The organism is Actinokineospora alba (assembly GCF_004362515.1).
In the GTDB taxonomy this organism is placed as follows: Bacteria; Actinomycetota; Actinomycetes; order Mycobacteriales; family Pseudonocardiaceae; genus Actinokineospora; species Actinokineospora alba.
The window spans coordinates 6,297,102-6,316,242 of record NZ_SNXU01000001.1 but is presented as its reverse complement, the minus strand read 5'-3'; the positions used below and the strand labels follow the sequence as shown (position 1 = coordinate 6,316,242).

Annotated in this window: 18 protein-coding genes; 4 read left to right on the top strand and 14 right to left on the bottom strand. The window is 69.5% G+C overall.

Going from position 1 to position 19,141, the window contains the following annotated elements:
• Positions 1 to 470 precede the first annotated feature (470 nt).
• The 7 genes from C8E96_RS28775 to C8E96_RS28745 all read right to left on the bottom strand — a co-directional run bounded on the left by C8E96_RS28775 (position 471) and on the right by C8E96_RS28745 (position 8,484).
• The gene (locus C8E96_RS28775; protein WP_228770253.1) at positions 471 to 1,871 is read right to left on the bottom strand and encodes a cellulase family glycosylhydrolase; all 1,401 of its coding nucleotides are present in this window, start codon (positions 1,869 to 1,871) and stop codon (positions 471 to 473) included.
• Between the two features lie 60 nt (positions 1,872 to 1,931).
• Entirely contained in the window at positions 1,932 to 2,918 is a 987-nt protein-coding gene (locus tag C8E96_RS28770; protein WP_091383193.1) for an N-acetylglucosamine kinase, read from the bottom strand.
• Positions 2,915 to 4,165, bottom strand: coding sequence for a 6-phospho-beta-glucosidase (locus C8E96_RS28765; protein WP_091383194.1), 1,251 nt, complete (start codon positions 4,163 to 4,165; stop codon positions 2,915 to 2,917). The genes C8E96_RS28770 and C8E96_RS28765 overlap by 4 nt, the downstream gene beginning before the upstream one ends.
• On the bottom strand, positions 4,162 to 4,986 hold the full coding sequence (locus C8E96_RS28760; protein ID WP_091383195.1) for a carbohydrate ABC transporter permease: 825 nt from the start codon (positions 4,984 to 4,986) through the stop codon (positions 4,162 to 4,164). Before C8E96_RS28760 ends, C8E96_RS28765 begins: the two co-directional genes overlap by 4 nt.
• Positions 4,983 to 5,885 carry a carbohydrate ABC transporter permease gene (locus C8E96_RS28755; protein ID WP_228770254.1) on the bottom strand — a complete coding sequence of 301 codons (903 nt, stop codon included), beginning with the start codon at positions 5,883 to 5,885 and terminating at the stop codon, positions 4,983 to 4,985. Before C8E96_RS28755 ends, C8E96_RS28760 begins: the two co-directional genes overlap by 4 nt.
• 101 nt (positions 5,886 to 5,986) lie before the next feature.
• Positions 5,987 to 7,303: an ABC transporter substrate-binding protein gene (locus C8E96_RS28750; RefSeq protein ID WP_091383197.1), complete on the bottom strand. Its 1,317-nt coding sequence runs from the start codon at positions 7,301 to 7,303 to the stop codon at positions 5,987 to 5,989.
• A gap of 26 nt (positions 7,304 to 7,329) precedes the next feature.
• Positions 7,330 to 8,484: an ROK family transcriptional regulator gene (locus tag C8E96_RS28745; protein WP_091383198.1), complete on the bottom strand. Its 1,155-nt coding sequence runs from the start codon at positions 8,482 to 8,484 to the stop codon at positions 7,330 to 7,332.
• A gap of 352 nt (positions 8,485 to 8,836) precedes the next feature.
• On the opposite strand from C8E96_RS28745, the gene C8E96_RS28740 reads away from it, so the two are divergent.
• From C8E96_RS28740 to C8E96_RS28730, 3 genes are all read left to right on the top strand, one after another.
• On the top strand, positions 8,837 to 9,670 hold the full coding sequence (locus C8E96_RS28740) for a nitroreductase/quinone reductase family protein (RefSeq protein WP_091383199.1): 834 nt from the start codon (positions 8,837 to 8,839) through the stop codon (positions 9,668 to 9,670).
• 107 nt (positions 9,671 to 9,777) lie between these two features.
• A complete protein-coding gene (locus tag C8E96_RS28735) occupies positions 9,778 to 10,623 on the top strand; it encodes an oxygenase MpaB family protein (RefSeq protein ID WP_228770255.1) in 846 nt (281 codons plus the stop codon).
• Positions 10,620 to 11,213, top strand: a complete 594-nt coding sequence (locus tag C8E96_RS28730) for a TetR/AcrR family transcriptional regulator (RefSeq protein ID WP_091383200.1) — start codon at positions 10,620 to 10,622, stop codon at positions 11,211 to 11,213. The genes C8E96_RS28735 and C8E96_RS28730 overlap by 4 nt, the downstream gene beginning before the upstream one ends.
• Here the strand turns inward: C8E96_RS28730 and C8E96_RS28725 are convergent.
• From C8E96_RS28725 to C8E96_RS28710, 4 genes are all read right to left on the bottom strand, one after another.
• Complete coding sequence (locus C8E96_RS28725) at positions 11,210 to 11,389, bottom strand: hypothetical protein (protein WP_091383201.1); 180 nt, start codon at positions 11,387 to 11,389, stop codon at positions 11,210 to 11,212. The genes C8E96_RS28730 and C8E96_RS28725 overlap by 4 nt on opposite strands.
• A 176-nt stretch (positions 11,390 to 11,565) precedes the next feature.
• Positions 11,566 to 11,946 (bottom strand): hypothetical protein, encoded by a 381-nt coding sequence (locus C8E96_RS28720; RefSeq protein ID WP_091383202.1) that lies wholly within the window; start codon positions 11,944 to 11,946, stop codon positions 11,566 to 11,568.
• A gap of 465 nt (positions 11,947 to 12,411) precedes the next feature.
• Complete coding sequence (locus C8E96_RS28715) at positions 12,412 to 13,059, bottom strand: UdgX family uracil-DNA binding protein (RefSeq protein WP_091383203.1); 648 nt, start codon at positions 13,057 to 13,059, stop codon at positions 12,412 to 12,414.
• Between the two features lie 91 nt (positions 13,060 to 13,150).
• A complete protein-coding gene (locus C8E96_RS28710) occupies positions 13,151 to 14,008 on the bottom strand; it encodes an SDR family oxidoreductase (protein ID WP_091383204.1) in 858 nt (285 codons plus the stop codon).
• A 230-nt stretch (positions 14,009 to 14,238) separates the two neighbouring features.
• On the opposite strand from C8E96_RS28710, the gene C8E96_RS28705 reads away from it, so the two are divergent.
• Complete coding sequence (locus C8E96_RS28705) at positions 14,239 to 14,544, top strand: DUF3040 domain-containing protein (RefSeq protein WP_091383205.1); 306 nt, start codon at positions 14,239 to 14,241, stop codon at positions 14,542 to 14,544.
• Between the two features lie 403 nt (positions 14,545 to 14,947).
• Here the strand turns inward: C8E96_RS28705 and C8E96_RS28700 are convergent, their stop codons facing one another.
• The 3 genes from C8E96_RS28700 to C8E96_RS28690 are packed head-to-tail and all read right to left on the bottom strand — an operon-like array spanning position 14,948 to position 19,136.
• On the bottom strand, positions 14,948 to 16,075 hold the full coding sequence (locus tag C8E96_RS28700) for a carboxylate-amine ligase (RefSeq protein WP_091383206.1): 1,128 nt from the start codon (positions 16,073 to 16,075) through the stop codon (positions 14,948 to 14,950).
• On the bottom strand, positions 16,072 to 18,408 hold the full coding sequence (locus tag C8E96_RS28695) for a glycoside hydrolase family 65 protein (protein WP_091383207.1): 2,337 nt from the start codon (positions 18,406 to 18,408) through the stop codon (positions 16,072 to 16,074). Before C8E96_RS28695 ends, C8E96_RS28700 begins: the two co-directional genes overlap by 4 nt.
• Positions 18,405 to 19,136 (bottom strand): beta-phosphoglucomutase family hydrolase, encoded by a 732-nt coding sequence (locus tag C8E96_RS28690; RefSeq protein ID WP_091383208.1) that lies wholly within the window; start codon positions 19,134 to 19,136, stop codon positions 18,405 to 18,407. The genes C8E96_RS28695 and C8E96_RS28690 overlap by 4 nt, the downstream gene beginning before the upstream one ends.
• Positions 19,137 to 19,141 lie beyond the last annotated feature (5 nt).

Below are 19,141 nucleotides of genomic sequence, written 5' to 3'. Positions count from 1 at the left end.
ATTCTCGATCATCGCTGTCAAGGGTCGCGCAGCGATCGCGCAGCGACGGCCGTCTACGGCCGCCCTTGACAGCGATGATCGAGAATTAAACAATCGAGCCAGAGGGGCCCACCACGTTGATCCCCGAGTTCTTGTTGGCTCCCAAGGGAAATCCGTCTCCCTCGGCCACAATTGTTTAACTCTCGATCATCGGCGTCAAGGGCGGCGCAAGCGCCGTCGCTGCGCGATCGCTGCGCGACCCTTGACACCGATGATCGAGAGTTAAAGATGGCCAGGACGAGGGGGCAGGGGGAAGAGCAGGGATTAAAAGCCAAAGACCCCTTGGGTTTCCTCGTCCGAGGTAAGGCTGTGGGGATGCGGTTGGGCGGGTGCCGTGGGGCTGAGGTCGGGGGGGGGCTTGTTCGATGCTTCGACTGAACGGCCTGCCCCGGCACTTGACCGGGACAGGCCGTTCAGTCAATTCGGTCAGGTCAGCTCGTCGGGAAGTTGTCCGCCGTCCGCATCCGCTCACGGATCCACACGCCCGCGGGCTTGAGCCGTGAGGTTCCCGCGTACGGTCCGCCAGGGCAGGTGCCCGGCTGGAAGACCGCACCCGAACGCTGGTCGTCGGAGAAGTTCCAGTTGACCCAGCTGATCTTCTTCGCCGCCATCAGGTCCAGGTACCGCTGCGACATGGTGAAGTTGTTCGCGCCGTCGCCGCTGTAGTCCTGGGTGCCGAACTCGGTGACGAACATCGGGATCCGGTCGGCCGCCCGGGACAGCGTGTTGAGGTACTCGTCGGTGTGGGAAGCGGCGTAGAAGTGGAAGACGTACATGATGTTGGCCGCCGACACCGGGTTGTTGATGACCTCGGTCTCGCTGCCGCCCTCGGAAACGCCGAGCGACGACCACGCGCGGGTGCCCACCAGGATCGGGGTCTCCGGGTCGTGGGCGCGGATCACCGGGATCAGCTCCTGGGCGTAGGACTTGATCCGCGACCAGCTCACGCCGCTGGGCTCGTTGGCGATCTCGTAGAGCAGGTTGGTCTTGTTGTTGTGCCGCTGGGCGATCTCGGTGAAGAAAGTCTTGGCACGGCTCAGGTTGTGGTACGGATCGCCCGGGCTGAGCATGTGCCAGTCCACGATCGCGTACATCCCGCGGGCCGTGGCCTGCTCGATGATCGAGTGGACCAGATCGGTGTAGTGGCGCGGGTTCGTCTCATACCCGCCTTCCTGGATGTACATCGAGATCCGCAGGACGTCGCCGTTCCAGTCCGTGGCCAACGCGTCGAGCGAGGCGCCGCTGACGCAGTTGCTGTACCACTGCAGGCCGTGCGTGCTCGCGCCGCGCAGCTGGATCGGTTTGCCGTACTGGTTGCACAGTTTCGTCCCGCAGACCTTCAGCTGGCCGTTGATCGCGGCCGGTGTCGCGCCCGCGGTCGGGCCGCCGACGGTGAGGCTGTCGAGGTTGGGTCCGCCGGTGGCGGCGACCGCTGTCGCCCGGATGCGGTTGGTGCCCGCCGCCAGGGTCGCGGTGGTCGACGCGGTCTTCCAGGTCGACCAGGCGCCCGTGGGGGAGAAGGCGAGGTCGTCGGCGGCGAGTGCGCCGTTGACCCGGATGTCCATCGGCCGGTTGGCCGTGGTGCCGTTGGCGAAGCGGAAGGTCAACGTGGTCGGGCCCGCCGCCGCGGCGGTGACGGTGAACTCGGCGTAGCTGCCGGTCACGTTGTGGTAGTTGACGAATCCGGTCCCGGTGAAGCCCGCGTGGTTGGACTCGACCACCCCCTGGGACACGGTCGAGGCTTCGGCTTGGTGCACCGTCGGAGCGGCGGACACCGGTTGGGTCGGCAGGACGATCGCCACCGTGGCGGTGGCGGCCCCCAGGGCGAGCAAGGCACGGGTCGTTCGCGAACGTGGTTTGGCGCAGGGTCGCACGTTGATTCCTCTCTCTAGTCAGATCTCTCCCGGTTGAGGTGCGGCGATCAGGCGCCGCACTTGCGCGCGCATCGCCTCCTGGGCGGCTTTGTCCGCCCCGAGCGTGTCCATCGCCAGCAGGGCGGCGCCCACCACCGGCGGATCGGTGACCAGCGCGATCTGCGCGCGTGGTGCCTCGGTGTGCAGACCGGTGCTGACCAGCTGGAACAGCAGCGGATCGAGGGCCCGCAGCACCCCGCCGCCGAGTACGACGGTGGTCGGCGCCGCGAGCAGATCGAGCCTGCGCAGCGCGGCCGTGGCCAGGGCGACGATCTCGTCGGCCTGCCTGGTCACCACCGAGCGCGCCACTTCGTCGCCCGCCGCGGAGACCCGGAACAGCACCGGGCTCAGTTCACCCAGCCGCCGGGGGGAGATCTCGCCGAGGTGCACGGCGGCGGACACCTCGGCGGCCGTGGTCCGGTCGAAATGCCCGGCCACGGCGGCGACCAGGGCGGTCGCCGGGCCGCGGCCGTCCTCGGCCCGGGCGGCGTGCCACAGCGCGAGCGCGCCCAGGTGCTGGCCACCGCCCCAGTCGCCGGAGACGTGTCCCAACGCGGGAAACCGGACCATCCGGCCGTCCGCCGCGCGGCCGAGGCAGTTGATTCCCGCCCCGCACACCACGGCCACGGCGTCGGCGGCCTCGGTGCCCGCCCGCAGCAGCGCCGCCATGTCGTTGTCCACAATGGACTTGTCGGCCCAGTCCGCCGTCTCGACGGCGGCGGTGAGGGCGGCGACCTCGACCGGCAGGTCCGCGCCCGCCAGGCACACCACGGCCAGGTCGGGGCGTCGCCCGTCTCCGACCCCGCGCACCAACTGGGTGAGCTTGCCCATCACCGCGGACAGTCCGCCCGAGGTCTGGTGGTTGGTCCCACCGCCCCGGGCGAAGCCCACGACGTGGCCGCTGGTGTCACCCACCAGCACCTCGGTCTTGGAGTTGCCGCCGTCGACGGCCAGGAACACGCTCATCTGGCCCAGGCCAGGTGCGCGGCGTTCTCGGCCAGCAAACGGTCGGTCAGCTTCTCCGCGAGGTCGACTTGACCCACCAGCGGATGCGCCAGCAGCGCCCGGAACACCCGGTCCCGTCCGCCGTGGACCGCGGCCTGAACGGCGAGTTCCTCATAGCCCGACACGTGGCTGACCAGACCCGAGATGTCCGGGCCGAGCGGCGCGGTCGGCAGCGGCGTCGCGCCCTGCGCCCCCACCCGACAGGACACCTCGACGACCGCGTCGTCGGCCAGGTTCGGCAGCGTCCCGTTGTTGCGCACGTTGACCGCGTGCACCGCCTGGTCGTCGCCCGCGAGCGAGGCGATCAGCCCGACCGCGGCCTCCGAGTAGTACGCGCCGCCCCGCTCGCCCAGCAGCGCCGGTTTGGTGTCCAGCAGCGGATCGGCGTACATGGCCAGCAGTTCCCGCTCGATATCGGCGACCCGCTGCCCCCGCGACGAAGTGGCGCGTTGTTCGACGACAACCTCGTCGTGGCAGTAGAAGTAGCGCAGGTAGTACGACGGGATCGTGCCCGTCAGCTCCAGGACCCGTGACGGAAGCCGGACCTGCTCGGCCAGCGCGCCCACGTGCTCGGCGAGCAGGTCCGGCAGCCGGTCGGTCCCGCCGACGGTGACGGCGCGCTCCCAGCTCAGGTGGTTGAGGCCGACATGGTCGAGCACGACCTCGGCGGGCGGCACGTCCAGGAGCCCCGCGACATGGCGCTGCAAGCCGATCGCGACGTTGCACAGCCCGACAGCGCGGTGCCCGTCGTCGAGCAGCGCCCGGGTGACGATGCCGACCGGGTTGGTGAACGCCACGACCCACGCGCCGGGGGCCGCCAGTTCGCGGGCGCGGCGCGCGATGTCGAGCACCACCGGCACCGTCCGCAGCGCCTTCGCCAGCCCACCGGCCCCCGTGGTCTCCTGGCCGACGCAGCCGCAGTCCAGCGGGAACGTCTCGTCGCTGATCCGCGCCGCCTGCCCGCCCACCCGCAGCTGGATGATCACCATGTCCGCGTCGGCGAGCCCGGCGTCGAGATCGTCGGTCCACGTGAGACGACCGGGATGGCCGTGCCGGGCCAGGATGCGCCGGGCGAACGGGCCGATCACGGCGAGCCGGTCGGCCGCCGGGTCGATCAGCACCAGTTCGTCGAACGGGCCGGAGCGGGCGAACCCGTCGACCAGCTCGGGCGTGTACGTCGACCCGCCGCCGACGACCGCCACCTTCATCCCTTCACCCCCGTGAGTGTGACGCCCTGCACGAATGCCTTCTGGGCGAAGAAGAAAACGATGATCACCGGTGCCATCACCAGGATCGTGGCCGCCATGACGAGGTTCCATTCGACGTGGTGCAGATGTTTGAACTGCGACAGCGCCAGCGAGAGCGTCCAGTGCTCCTGGCTCTCGCTGGTGTAGAGCAGCGGCCCGTAGTAGTCGTTCCAGGTGAAGAAGAACTGGAAGATCGCGGTGGCCGCGATGCCCGGCCGGGCCATCGGCAGCACGACCCGCAGCAGCACCTGCCACTCGCCGCAGCCGTCGATGCGGGCCGCGTCGAGGTAGTCGGCCGGGATGGTCAGCAGGAACTGGCGCAGCAGGAAGATGCTGAACGCGTCGCCTGCCAGCATCGGCAGGATCAGCGGCCACAGGGTGCCGGTCAGGCCGACGTCGGCCCACATCAGGTACAGCGGGACCGTGACCACCTGCGGCGGCAGCATCATCATGCAGATCACCACGACGAACGTCGCGTTGCTCCCCCGCCACCGCAGCTTCGCCAGTGCGTAGGCGGCGGGCACGCTCGACAGCAGCATGAACAGCGTCGCCAGCACGCTGTACATCAGCGTGTTCCCCAGATACCGCAGCATCGGGACCTGGGTGAAGATCGTGACGAAGTTCTCCGGGTGCCACGACGACGGCCACCAGTCGCTGGTCAGCGCCTGCTCGCTGGTCATGAACGCGGTCAGCAGCACGAAACCGAACGGCGCCAGGAACATCACCGCCACGGCGATCGCGATGCTGTGCCGGGCCACGCCCACCAGCCAGGACTGCCTCATCCGCGCTCACCTCCGGTAACGAACACGCGGAACCGGCGCAGCAGCACCAGGGTCACCGCGAAGGCGACCAGGAACAGCATCACGGCGAGCGCGTTCGCGTAACCCATGTCGTAGAAGCGAAAGCCCGAGACGTAGAGGTGCATCGGGTAGGTCAGCAGCGCCTGGTCGGGGTAGCCGAACGTCGACGAGATGCCGCCGCCCGTGGTGGCCTGGCCGCTGGCCACGCTCGCCGCGACCGCGGCCTGGGTGAAGAACTGCAGGGTCTGGATCACGCCGGTGATGCCCGCGAACATCAGCACCGGGGAGATCGACGGCAGGGTGATGAACCGGAACTTCTGCCAGCTGCTCGCCCCGTCGATCGACGCCGCCTCGTACAGCGGTTTCGGCACGTCGAGCAGCCCGGCCAGGAAGATCACCATCAGGTCGCCGACCGCCCAGGTGCCCAGCAGCACCAAAGACGGCTTGGCCCACTCCGGCGAGTCGAACCACAGTGGACCGTCCACACCGAACACCGCCAGCAGCTCGTTCACCGGCCCGGTGGCCGGGTTGAACAGGAAGACGAACGCGATCGTCGCGGCCACCGGGGGAGCGAGGGCGGGCAGGTAGAAGATGATCCGGAACACCGACCCGCCGCGCTTGACCGTGGTCAGCAGCATCGCCGTCCCCAGCGCCGCCAGCATCCGCGCCGGCACCAGGAAGACCACCAGCCACAGCGTGTTCGCCGCCGCTTTCCACGCCGTCTGGTCGCTGCCGAACAGGTGCTCGTAGTTGCGCAGCCCCACCCATACCGGGGCGGTGAGCAGGTCGAACCGGGTGAACGAGAAGTAGATGGCCGACAGCAGCGGATAGATGAGGAAGACCGAGATCCCGATGAGCGCGGGCGCCAGGAAGCTGAGCACGGTCAGCCGGTGCCGCCACCGCCGCCGGTCAGCTCGACGACGGTGGGGCACCCCCCGGCTGGGAACCGCGGGCCGCGTGACTCCCGTGATGGTCGCCGCCATCAGCGCCCGAGTTCCAACGCCTGGTTGATCCGCGTGTCCAGGTCGGCGAGACCCTGCTTGAGGTCGGGATGGCTGCCGCCGAGGTAGGCGTTGACGAACTCCTGGGTCAGTTCCACGTACTTCGGCCCGGACGCGTTCGGCGGCGTGGTCGCCGTCTTGGGGTGGGCGAAGATGTCCAGGAACGTCTTGAAGTGCGGGTCCGCCTCAAGCTTGTCCGATTTGAGGGCGTCGCGGGTGCTGGGCACGTTCTTGATCGCGTTCGACAGCGAGACGATCGAGTCCGTGTTCGTGGTGAGGTACCGGACGAGTTCCCAGGCGGCTTCCGGGTTCTTGGCGTTGGCCGAGATGCCCGCGATGTTGCCGGTCACGTAGCCCGCGCCATAACGTTCCTGCTGCCCATCGGGAACCGGCAGCGGAGCGGTGCCGAACTCGACGTTGGGGGCCTGCTCCCGCAGGAACGCCACCCGGTACTCGCCGTCGACGGCGATCGCGACCTTGCCCTGCTGGAACGCGTTGTCCGCGCTCCACTCGTCACCCAGGCCCGAGGTGAACTTCGTCAGGTTGTCGTGGCCGAACCAGTCGACCAAGTCCTTGTGCCACTTCAGCATTTCCTGCCACTGGGCGTCGCCGCCGATGGCCGACTTCTCCTCGGCGGTGAGCCACTGCGCGTTCCACACCGGCGCCATGTGCGACGGGACGTTCTCGTAGAAGTTCAGCAGGGGAACGAAACCGGCGACCTCGATGGTGCCGTCCGGCGCCCGCTTGGTCAGCTTCTTCGCCATGTCGGCCAGCTCGGCCATCGTCTTCGGGGGAGTGGTGTAGCCCGCGTCGGCGAGGAGCTTCTTGTTGAAGTACAAGCCATACACGTCGGCGAGGAACGGCATGGCGCACCGCTTCCCGCGGTATTCGGTGTAGCTGCGGACCGTGTCCGGGAACTGGCCCAGGTCCACCTTGTCCCGCTCGACGTAGGGTTTCAGGTCGCGCCAGGCCGCGCTGGCGCAGAACTTGCCGACGATGTCGGTGGAGTAGGACAGCCCGACGTCGGGGCCCTTGCCCGCCGAGATCGCCTGCAGCATCTTGGTGTCGTCCTGGCCCGCGGTGATCTTCACCTCGATCTTGGGGTGCGTGGCCTTGAACGCGGCGACGGCGTCCTCGATCGACTTGGCCTCGCGGCCGGTGAAGAAGTGCCAGAACTCCACGGTGCCCGAGACGTCCTGCCCCGCCGGGGCCACAGCGGTGTCCGTGGACCCTCCCGGTGTGCAGGCGGTCGTGATCAGCAACGCGGTGGCGGCGGCTAACAGGGAGCGGGTTTTCATGCGATCTCCCGAGATGGGGTGGGGGTCTACCTTCGGCCGAGAAGCGCGGCGCGGACCGCGGAGAGAGTGGCGTCGAGCGCGCCCAACAGGACGACGTCGTCGGTGAGGCTGGTGGCGGCCACGGTGGTGTCGAGCACGGAGACGGCGCGCAGGGCGGTGCTCACGGCGTCCTGCAGAGCGACACCGCCCGCCTGCCCGACCTCGCCGCTGAGCACGACCAGCGGCGGGTCGAGCACCGCGACGACCGCGGCGAGCCCGACCGCGACCCGGATCGCCAGTTCGTCGAGGAAGGGGGAGTCGTCGGGGCGGGCGCACGCGGCGGCCACGGCGTCGTGGCCGGTGTCGGCGGTGATTCCGTGGCGCAGCGCCAGTTCACGGATCGCCGGACCCCCGACCAGGTCCTGGAAGTCCTGCACGCCTTGGAGCTGGCCCGGCATCCCGACCGGGATGTACCCGATCTCGCCCGCCCCGCCCCGGGCGCCGCGCAGCAGCTTGCCGCCCAGGTCGATGGCCAGGCCGAGCCCGTCGCCGAGCCACAGCAGGGCGAACCCGTCGGACCCGGCGGCGATGCCCCGGCTGCGTTCGGCGACCGCGGCGAGGTTGACGTCGTTGTCGACGCTGACCTCGGTCCGCAGCCGTGCCCGGATCTCGCCGATGAGCCCCGGGCGCGACCACCCCGGCACGTCGACGTAGCGGATCACGTCCGCGCGCTCGTCGTACGAGCCGGGCACGCCGAGCTGGACGTGGTCGAGCTTGCGCAGCGGGATCCGGGCCTGCTTGCAGGCCGCGCGGATCGCGCCCGCCACGGCCTCGACCGGGTCCGTGAGCTCGAAGTCGACCGTGCTTTCCTCGCGCACCCGGACCTCGCCGGTGAGGTCGCAGACCGCCGTGACCAGGGTGTTCGTCGGCGTGCTGAGGGTGACCGCGGCGGCGTAGGCCGCGTCCGGGTTGACCGCGTAGACATCGGCGTTGCGGCCAGGGCCGCCGGTGGTCTGCCCGACGACCTTGGCCAGCCCCGCCTCCTGCAGCCTGCGCATCACCTCCGACGTCGTGGGCTTGGCCAGGCCGGTCAACTCCCGCAGATGCCCCCGGGTCAGCGGCCCGTGCTCCAGCAAGAGCCCGAGCGCCGCGGTCTCGTTGATCTCGCGGAGCAGGCGTGACGAGCCGGCCAGTTGGTCCACGTCAGGTCCCGGTTCTTCGGCGGTAAGCGAACAATTAGTTAGGCAGACTGTCTAACTAATGGCGAAACCTAGAACCGCGGGCCGGGTGTCGTCAAGGGGTCTGACCCTCTTGGTCTAGACCAGAATTTCCCGTTATTGGTTTGCCTGGGTCCGATTCGTCAGTAAGATCGTCGCCGTGACTGCCGGGTCGGCCATGGGCCACGAGCGAGTAAGCGGTCCGGCGAACGCTTGACCGCCGGGCGGGCCAGAGGCCCGCCAGTTGTTGTCTCCGCGCGTTTCCGCGCGACACCTGATGCTGAGTGACCGCGCTTCCGCGCGCCCCAAATCCAACAGCCATGGAGACAACACACCTATGCCCAACCCGTTCAACCAGCGAGTCATCGACGAGTTCCGCGCCAACTCAGGCCAGGTCGGCGGCGAGTTCGAAGGCTCCCGCCTGCTCCTGCTCACCACCACCGGCGCCCGCACCGGCGCCCGGCACACGACGCCGGTCAGCTACTTGCCCGACGGCGGTGACCGCGTGCTCGTCATCGCCTCCGCCAGTGGTTCTTCGAAGCACCCGCACTGGTACACCAACCTGGTGGCCGACCCGCTGGTCCAGGTCGAGGACGGTGTCTTCACCTACGAGGCCCGTGCGACCGTCCTGACCGGCGCCGAACGCGACGACGCCTACGCCCGCGCCGCCGAGGACGACCCCGAGTGGGCCGACTACCAAGCCAAGACGGACCGAGTCATTCCCGTGGTGGCGTTGGAGCAGGTCTCCGGCGGGCCGCCCAACGGCGCTACGTTCGGCGAGGCCCTCAAGCGCGTCCACGGCGGGTTCCGCCGGGAACTCGCGCTGATCCGCGCCGAGATCGCCAAGTCCGGCCCGCGGCTGGGCGCGCAGCTGCGGGTCAACTGTCTGACGATGTGCCACGGGCTGAGCATCCACCACAGCCATGAGGACCAGGGGATGTTCTCGGCACTGGAGGCGGGCCACCCCGAACTCGTCGAGACCCTGGACCGGCTGCGGGCCGAACACGTGAAGATCGCCGCGCTCCTCGCCGACCTCCAGCAGGTCATCTCCACGGAGGGGGCGGACACCCAGGTCGTGCTCGCCGAGGTCGAGCGGCTCACCGGGGAGCTCGAACGCCACCTCGACTACGAGGAGGAGCAGCTGATCCCGGTCATCGACGGCGTCGCCTGACGAGTGGTCGCCCGGCAGACAGCGTGAGAGAGTTTGGGTGTCACTCTCTCATGGAGGTGCGGATGAACCCGATGGATCGGTCCCGCGACACTTCACAGGATGACTGGGTGACGGACCCGGAGACACCGCCGCGCCCGCTCGGGCCGGACTCGGTGGCATGGCGCGTCGGTGGGGACCGGCGCGCCATTCTCGCCGGCGGGGCGGCGTTGCTGTTGCAGGTCGCCCACCCGGTCGTCGGGGCGGGGGTGAAGGAGCACTCGAACTTCCGCGAGGAGCCGTGGAAACGGCTCGACGACACGCTGCAGTCGTTGTTCTCCCTCATCTTCGCCGGCGACCGGGCCCTCGACGAAGCCGCCCGCCTGCGCGAGTTGCACAAGACGATCAAGGGTGTCGACCGGCACGGCGAGCGGTACCACGCGTTGAACCCCGAGGCGTACTGGTGGGTGCACGCCACGCTCTTCGAGACAATGCTGCGGTACAAGGACATGCTCGGCGAACAGATCAGTGAGGCGGACCAGGACCGCATGTACGCGGAGTGGCGGCAACTGGGCCGAATCCTCGGCCTGCGTGACCGCCACATGCCCGACACCCTCTGCGCCTTCCACGACTACTTCGCCGAGGTGGTCGAGAACCGCTTGGAAGACAACGACTCGGTGCGCGACGTACTGGCCTCGCTGCGGCTGCGGGATGTCCCCAAGCCGCCGGTGTGGTTCGTCCCCGGCGTCGCCTGGACACTGGCCAAGCCCCTCAACCGTGAGGTCCTGCGCCTCGCCACGGCGGGTCTGCTGCCACCGAGGATGCGTGAGATCACCGGTCTGAAGTGGACCACCGGCGACGAGAAACGCTTTCGCCGCCTGGGAAAGCTGATCGGCCTGGCCGGTAACCGGGCGCCCGCCCGGCTGCGCCTCTACAAGATCGCCTACGAAGCCAAGCGAACGGCGGGACTCCTGTGATCCTCAGCGACCGCAACCTCGACCTCGACCAACCCGAGATCCTCGACGGCGCCTTATCGGCGTTCCTGGAGTTTGGCATCCGCCGCACCAGCATGGGCGAAGTGGCCAAGCGCTCGAAGCTGAGCCCGGCGACGCTCTATCGAAGGTTCGCGCAGAAGAGCGACATCATCCGGGCCGTGGCCATCCGCGAGGCCCGCCGGTTCATCGACGAGGTCGACGCGCGGATCGATCCGGGGGCGTCGGCGGAGGAGCAGGTCGTGGAGGGGTTCGTCGCCTTCACCCAAGGTGTGCGGCGCAACAAGCTGCTGACCCGGCTGCTGGTCACCGAACCGGAGTTCACGCTCCCGCTGCTGACCACCGAGGCAGGCCCGTTCCTGGCCCTGGGCCGCGACTACCTGGCGGGCGTCACCCGGCGGCTGCAGGCCGAGGGCAAGCTGGGGGCTTACGAGCCGGAGCCGGTCGCCGAGATTCTCGCCCGGCTCGCGCTCTCCCTAGTGCTCACCCCGGACGGGGTGATTCCGGTGGATGACGTCGAGAAGGCCCGCGCTTTCGCCCGCGACCACATCACGGCTCTGGTGCGGCTGGCTTAGGCCCTGTCCATAGTCGAACGGCCGTTCGTCGGTGCCGGTCGCGATCGAGGCTTGGCCTCGCCGAAGTCGGACCGGCCGAACAACACCGCGGCGACCAGTGCGTAGAGCAAGTTCCCCGCGAACCTGACAGCGGTGCCGAAGGTGACCGGCTGGAGCCGCATCGTGGTGGTGGTCATGAGTGTCTCCTCTCCCCACCACCACTGTGTGCCCCCGTGCCGTGCGCCCGCGTCGTCCTGGCGTCGTCGGCCGACGTCCACCCCCGGTAGGACTCGACCCTGAGGCCGACCCTGAGCCCACTCACGGCAAAGGGGCGTGATCGGTGAGATCACGCCCCTCGTGGTTATGGCGAAACTCAGCCGTTGACCACGTTGTCGTTGCAGGCGACGTAGTCGGCGGTGTGGCCGACGGTCAGGGCCTCGATCGGGCCGTTCCACTGCCACGGCGCGACACAGGCGTTGTCGAGGATGCTCAGGTGGTGGCCGCCGCCGTCGGTGCCCACGGTGTTGCCGTTGCAGGCGACGTAACCGGCGGTGTGGCCTGCGGTCAGGGCCTCGATCGGGCCGTTCCACTGCCACGGGGCGACACAGAGGTTGCCCAGGATGGTCATGGAGTGGCCGTGGCCCGGCTCGGTGGCGAGATGCTGGGGGTCCGCCGTGGCGGTCCCGGCGGTTGCGAATCCGGTGATCAGCGCCGCGCCGGTGACGACCGCGGCGGCGAATGTCCTCTTGAACAAGGGAAACCTGATTTCTGTCGGGAACGATTCACGGGTGGCGGGGCTGCCACCACGGCCACCTTGCCCACTCCACGCCGCGCCGCGCCGCCGCCACACGCACTTGTCACCCGACCTGTGTGCCCCGATCATTCGATCGGGCAAGTAACACCGGCACGATTACCCACGCGGTGACGTTCTTCCCGAAAGAGTCGCACGAAATTACGTGCGTCCATTTCGGACGCTGAAAGGCCCCGGTCAGGCCGAGAACTGCCTCAAGTCGGGCCACCGTCTCCGGTGAACAGTCGCTGCCGGCTCGCACCGATGAGTGAATGAATTGACCCGATGGGTGGAATGCGGGCGTGCCGAACGCGTGATGTGGGTGCACGCAGCGGAGCGCTGGCGTCGTCACGGCCCGTGGGCCCGGAGGCGGGCGTGGTCGCGAGTCGCCTCAGCCTCGATGGCGGGTGGACGGCCGAGCCGGGCAGGTCAGTGCGCGCTGACCTGCCCCGCGAGGCTCGCCGCGGCCCGGAGGTCGTCGACCAGGCCTGCGTAGTCGGCGTCCCGGTCGCGGGACCGCAGGACCGCCGAGGGGTGGATCGTGGCCACCACGCGCTGACCGGCGAAGTCCCCCGGACCCGGGTCGACCAGCTCTCCCCTCTGCTTGGTCAGGCGGAACGCCGTGCCCAACACCGCCTGTGCCGCCGTGGCGCCGAGGCAGACGATGAGCCGCGGCCGCACCCGGTCGACCTCCGCGAGCAGCCACGGCAGGCAGGCCACGACCTCGGTGCGGCCGGGCTTCTTGTGGATCCGCTGTTTGCCGCGCTCCTCGAACTTGAAGTGCTTGACCGCGTTGGTCAGGTAGACCGTCGCCCGGTCGAAACCGGCCTCCGCCAGCGCGCGGTCGAGCAGCTTGCCCGCGGGGCCGACGAACGGGGCGCCCCGGAGGTCCTCCTTGTCGCCCGGCTGCTCACCGACGAGCAGGACGGCGGCGCGCTTCGGGCCCTCACCGAAGACGGCCTGGGTGGCGTGGCGGTGCAGGTCGCAGCCCCGGCAGCCCTGGACAGCCGAGCGGAGGGTCTCAAGGTCGGCGTCGTCGGGGACGAACTCGGCCGCGCCTTGGGCTTTCACGGTCATCTCCCGGCGCTCAGACGGGTTTGAGGGGGTCGTGACCCAGTGACATCAGGCGGTGCCGCCAGGCGTGGTCGGTCATTTCCCATTCCTTTCCTTAGCCGGGCAGGGTTTCTCCGCCGAGGGCGGCGAGGACTTCGCCGCTGTAGTACGAGGACAGGCGTTCGGCGGCGAAGAAGACGTAGGACGGCGCCAGTTCGTCCGGGTGGGCGGCGCGGCCCATCGGGGTGTGCTCGCCGAACTTCGCGACGTGCTCCTCGGACATGGTGGACGGGATCAGGGGCGTCCACACCGGGCCAGGAGCCACGCAGTTGACGCGGATTCCGCGATCCACCAAGGTCTGCGCCATCGCGTACGTCCACGCGATGACCGCGCCCTTCGTGGCCGAGTAGTCGATGAGCTTCTTGTTGCCGCGCAACCCGTTGACCGACGCGGTGTTGATGATCGCCGAGCCGTCCCCCAGGTGCGGCAGGGCCGCGTTGGTCACCCGGAAGTAGCTGTGGATGTTGACCTCGAAGGTGCGCAGCCACTGGTCGTCGGTGATGTCCTCCGGGCGCTCGACCTCCGCCTGCGTCGCGATGTTGTTCACCAGGATGTCGAGACCGCCCAGGTGGTGCACGGTCGAGTCGACGACCTCGACGCAGTGCGCGCGGGAACCCAGGTCGCCCGGCAGCAGCACGCACTTGCCGCCCGCGTCGCGGACGAACTGGGCGGTGTCCTCGGCGTCGTCGTGTTCGCTGAGGTACGCGATGGCGACGTCGGCGCCCTCCTTGGCGAAGGCGATCGCGACCGCCCGCCCGATGCCGGAGTCGCCACCGGTGATGAGCGCGGACTTCCCCGCCAGCAACCCCCGGCCCTCGTAGTCGGCCATCGTGTCCCGCGGCCGAGGTCGCATCGATTCAGTGTGGCCGGGCGGCCGCTGCCGCTGAGGTGGTTGTTCGCCGGTGCTGGTCATGGCTGCGGCTACCCGTCGCCTCGCGCGCGCAAACTGGTTAACCGGCCTGCGGGTGGGTACTCGGAACGCACCTGGGAACGGAGGTCGCACGGTGAACGGCACCAGGCGGGTCCTGATCACGCGGGAGGCCCCTTCGCCCTGGGGAACAGTTGTCATCGCCCCCGTGGACAGGGACCTCGCCGGCGGCGTCGGCGCGCGACCACGGCACGGGGCAGGCTGAGGAGGCAGAAATGCTCAGCATGGGCGACCGCAGGCGACTCGACGAGATCGAATCGCTGACCCGGGCGGCGGACCCCGACTTCGCCGACGGCCTGCGTGACTGGGATCCCGTGCCGCCTCGTGACGATCGCCGGGCGCCGGTGGTGGCGTTGGGGATCGGGACGGCGCTGGTGCTGCTGGTGGCGACGCTCGCGGGGAACTTGGTGGTGATGTTGGTGGCGTTTATCGGGTTGGTTTGTGCGGTGGTGAGGTATCGGGGGTGTGTTCGGCGGTCGCATCTGTGGTCTCGGGATGCTCGGTGGCGGCCTCGGTGGTGAGGGCGTTAGGGGCGGGCTCGCCTGCGGCATCGCGGGGGAGAGAGCTGTGGCGGGCTCGGGGTGATCTTGGCGATTCGGCTTGATCTGGGGACCCCTTGAAATGGGCCGATCGGTCACCGGGGCAGGAAAGGAATCCTGCCCGATCGCGGGGCAGCTTAGGCCCATTTCAACCCCAGATAAAGCCGAATCGCCAAGACCACCCCGAGCCCGAGCTTAGGTGGGGACGGGTGGGTTGGCGGGTGGCGAACGGCGATGGCCTGGGCGGCGGCGGCCAGTGGTGGGGAGTCGAGTTTCTTAGGTGGGGACGGGTGGTGGGGTAGCGAGCGTAGGTGGGGGGTGGGGGGTCGTTGGTGGGGTGGCGAGTGTGTGGGGGCGGGTGGTTGGTTGGGGGTGGGGGTGAGAGTTACGGTTCCTTGCCTTCCTTGCCTTCCTTGCCTTCCTTGCCTTCCTTGCCTTCCTTGCCTTCCTTGCCGGTCCACGTGACCGCGTTCAGCACATCGTCCAATCGTTGGCGTTGGCCGAATGCCCTGCGCTGCCGGTGAGCGCCGCCGCCGGTTTCGCGTAGGTAGTCCATTGTGGACTTGACCTCCGCCGCGTCCGGGCCTAGGTCGTGGAAGAGGTCGGCCAGGATGTCCCGGGTGGGGCGGGTTTCACCCGTTGTGGGGTCGGGGACCTTGCCCTCCAAACCATCCTTCGCCGCTCGCCACATGCCTGCGCGGATGACGGCCGTGGGGATTCTGGGGGCGGGCGTGCTCAGGTTGTCCAGGGCCCTGGCGACCAAGGCGCGGACCAGGATTCCCAGCAGCACGGCTTCGTCCACTGTGGTCTGCACATCCGCGACGCGGACTTCGACGGTGGGCTGCAGTTCCGAGGGGCGGACATCCCAGTACACCATCTTGCGGTCGAGTGCGGCGCCCGAGGACAGCAGGGCGGTGACCAGTTCCTCGTAGTGCTCCGGTGATTCCAGGTACGGCGTCGGGCCCGCGCACGGCCAGCGGGACCACTGCAGGTGCCGGGTGCTGGCGTAGCCGCTGTCCGTGCCGTCGTGGAACGGGGAGTTCGCCGATAACGCCAACAACACGGGCGACCACGGTCTGAGGTGGTTGCACACCCGCACCGCGTCAGCTCGGTCGGAGACGCCGATATGGACGTGGCAGCCGCAGGTCATCCCGCCGAACACGATGGGGCCCACCATCTCCGCCATCCGCTGGTACCGCGAGCCGGGGCCGACCATCGGGGCGCCGTGCTGGCGGTGGGGGACCGTGCCCGACGCGACCAGGCGGGCGCCGGTGGCCGTGGCGCCCTCGTGGAGGGTGGTGCGCAGGGCGGTCAGCTCGTCTCGCAGTTCTTGGGCGGTGCGGCAGATTCCGGTGGCCGACTCGACCTGGCAGCGCATCAGTTCGGGTTTGACGTCGACCTCGTCGTCGGCCCGGGCGAGTGCCTGCTCGGCTCGGGTGACCAGGCGGCCGGTGGGGTCGACGAGGAAGAACTCCTCTTCCACGCCCATTGTGCGTCCGTCGTCGGTGTTCATGCGCGCCTGCTTCCGGGTTCGCGGCCCGCGGGCTGCTTCGGCCGGGGCTGTGGGGGACAGTCGGGGATGGGCAGGCTCAGTCCGGGGCCTGCTTCGATGACGATCGGCTCGCCGTGGTGCGACGTCGACAGAGCGCCGCCGGAGATGTGGCGGTAGCGGGCGGCGTCGCGGTTGATCTCCACCTGGATGCGGCTGCGGTGCACGCACATGCGGAACGAGACCCGGTCGAGTTCCTTGGGCAGCCGCGGCGCGAACGTGGGAACCCCGCCGTGGTCCCGGAAACCGCCCAACCCCGCGACGACACCGGCCCAGGCGCCCGCGAGGGAAGCCATGTGCAGGCCGTTGCGGACGTTGTCGTGCAGGTCCGCGAGGTCGGTCATCGCCGCCTCGACGATGTAGTCGTAGGCGAGGCCCAAATGCCCCACCTCGGCCGCCAGCACCGCCTGCGTGCCCGCCGACAGTGACGAGTCCCGCACCGTCCGCGCCTCGTAATAGGCGAAGTTGGCCGCCTTCTGCTCGGGCGTGAACGCGTCGCCGCGCAGGTGCATCGCGAGGACCAAGTCGGCCTGCTTGACGACCTGCTTGCGGTAGAGGTCGAAGTACGGATAGTGCAGCAGCAGCGGATACTTGTCCTTCGGCGTGGCCGCGAAATCCCACTCCTCGTGCTGGGTGAAGCCCTCCGACTGCGGGTGCACCCCGAGCAGGTCGTCGAACGGGATGACCATCTCCTCGGCCGCGCGCCGCCACGCCTCGACCTCGTCGGGGGAGACGCCCAGCCGGTCGGCGACCTCCGGGTTGCGCCCGCACGCGGTGCCCGCCTCGGTCAGGTTCCGTTGCGCCATCAGGTTTGTGTAGACGTTGTTGTCGACGACCGCGGTGTACTCGTCCGGCCCGGTGACGCCGTCGATGCGGAACCCGCCATGCTGGTCGTGGTGCCCGAGCGAGACCCACAGCCGCGCGGTCTCCACCAGCAGTTCCGTGCCGTACTCCCGGTCGAAGGTGTCGTCGGCGCACGCGGCGGTGTAGCGGGCCGCGGCGTCGGCGACCGCGGCGCTCACGTGGAACGCGGCCGTCCCGGCGGGCCAGTACGCCGAGCACTCCGCGCCGGTGATGGACCGCCAGGGGAACGCCGCGCCGCGCTTGCCGAGGACTTTCGCCCGCTCACGCGCCTGCGGCAGGGTGCTGTGCCGCCACCGCAGGGCGTCGCGGGCCGCGTCGGGCATCGTGTACGTGAGGACCGGCAGCACGAACGTCTCGGTGTCCCAGAAGGCGTGCCCGTCGTAGCCGGGACCGGTGAGCCCCTTGCCCGCGATGGCCCGGCTTTCCCCGCGGGCCCCCGCCTGCAGGATGTGGAACAGGGCGAACCGGACCGCCTGCTGCAGCCGCTCGTCGCCGTCGATCTCGATGTCGGCGGCGGTCCAGAAGTCGTCGAGGAACGCGCGCTGCTCACGCAGCAGCCCCTCCCAGCCGGTCTGCCGCGCGCCCGCCAGCGCCGCCTCGACCTGCGCGCGCAGCGCCGGGACCGACCGCTTCGCCGACCAGCCGTAGCCCAGGTACTTGACCAGTCGGAGCTTCCCGCCCGCGGGGACGTCGACCGCCGCGGTCAGCCGGGCGAGGTCGCCCTCGGCCCGGATGTCGGTCTGCATGCCGTCGGAGGTGTCGATCTCGTGGTCCATCCCGGCCGCCACCCGCAGGCCGGACTCGCGGGTGTGGTGCACCAGCACCGCGTTGTAGCCCTCGGCGGCGGCGAAGTCGGCGACCAGCGGCGAGCGCAGCGCGGCGGCGACCCGAGGATCCTTGCCGCGCGACTCGATCGGCTCGTTGGCCAGCAGGTCGGACTGCACGACGAGCTGCAGGTCGTCGGCGGGCTCGATCTCGTAGTGGATCGCGGCGACCGCGCGCTGGGTGAACGACACCATGCGCCGCGACCGGATGCGAACCCGGCGGCCGGTCGGCGACTCCCACACGGTGTCCCGGCTCAGGATGCCCGAGCGGAAGTCGATCCACCGCTGGTGCGCGAGGGTGCGGCCGTAGCGCAGGTCCAGCGGCTCGTCCTCGACCAGCAGGCGGATGATCTTGCCGTCGGTGACGTTGACGATCGTCTGGCCGTCCTCCGGGTAGCCGTAGCCGATCTCCGCGTACGGCAGCGCGTGCGACTCGTAGAACCCGTTGAGGTAGGTGCCCGGCAACCCGACCGGCTCGCCTTCCTCCAGCGCGCCGCGCATCCCGATGTGCCCGTTGGCCAGCGCGAACGTGGACTCGGTCCGGTGCAGCTGGTCGATCGCGAGGCCGCGCCACCGCAGTTCCCATGGCGAGACCTCATAGCCGTTCATGACTCGTCCAGGAGTTCGGCGAGGTCGAGTACGACGATGTCGGCGCCGTTGGCCCGCAGTTCCTCGGCCTGGTCGGCGCGGTTCACCCCGACGACGAACCGGAATCCGCCGTCGTGGCCCGCCTTGACCCCGGCCAGCGCGTCCTCGAACACCGCCGTCGTCGCCGGGGTCGCGCCGAGGTCGGCGGCGCCCGCCAGGAACGAGTCCGGCGCCGGTTTGCCGCGCAGCTTGCGCTCGCCGATCGTCAGGCCGTCGATCCGCGCCTGGACGAACCGGGTCAGCCCGGCCGCGTCGAGCACCCGCGCCCCGTTCGCCGACGAGGTGACCACGCCGATGGCGAGCCCGGCCTGGTGCGCGGCCTCCAGATACGCCACCGAGCCGGGGAATGGCTGGACTCCCCGCTCTTCGATGATCTTCAGCACCAGGCCGTTCTTGCGGTTGCCGACACCGTTGACGGTCGGATCCTCCGGATCGTCGTTGGGCAGGCCCTCGGGCAAGGTGATGCCGCGCGAGGCGAGGAAGGTGCGCACCCCGTCGGCGCGCGGCCTGCCGTCCACATAGGCGGTGTAGTCGCGTTCGCTGAACTCAGGCTCATCCGGCCCGGCGTGGGCGGCCAGGAACTCGTCGAAGGTCTGCTTCCAGGCGATCTCATGCAGCGCCGCCGTGCTGGTCAGCACGCCGTCGAGGTCGAAGAGGCAGGCTGTCACGTCGTCGGGCAATCCGATCACCGGTC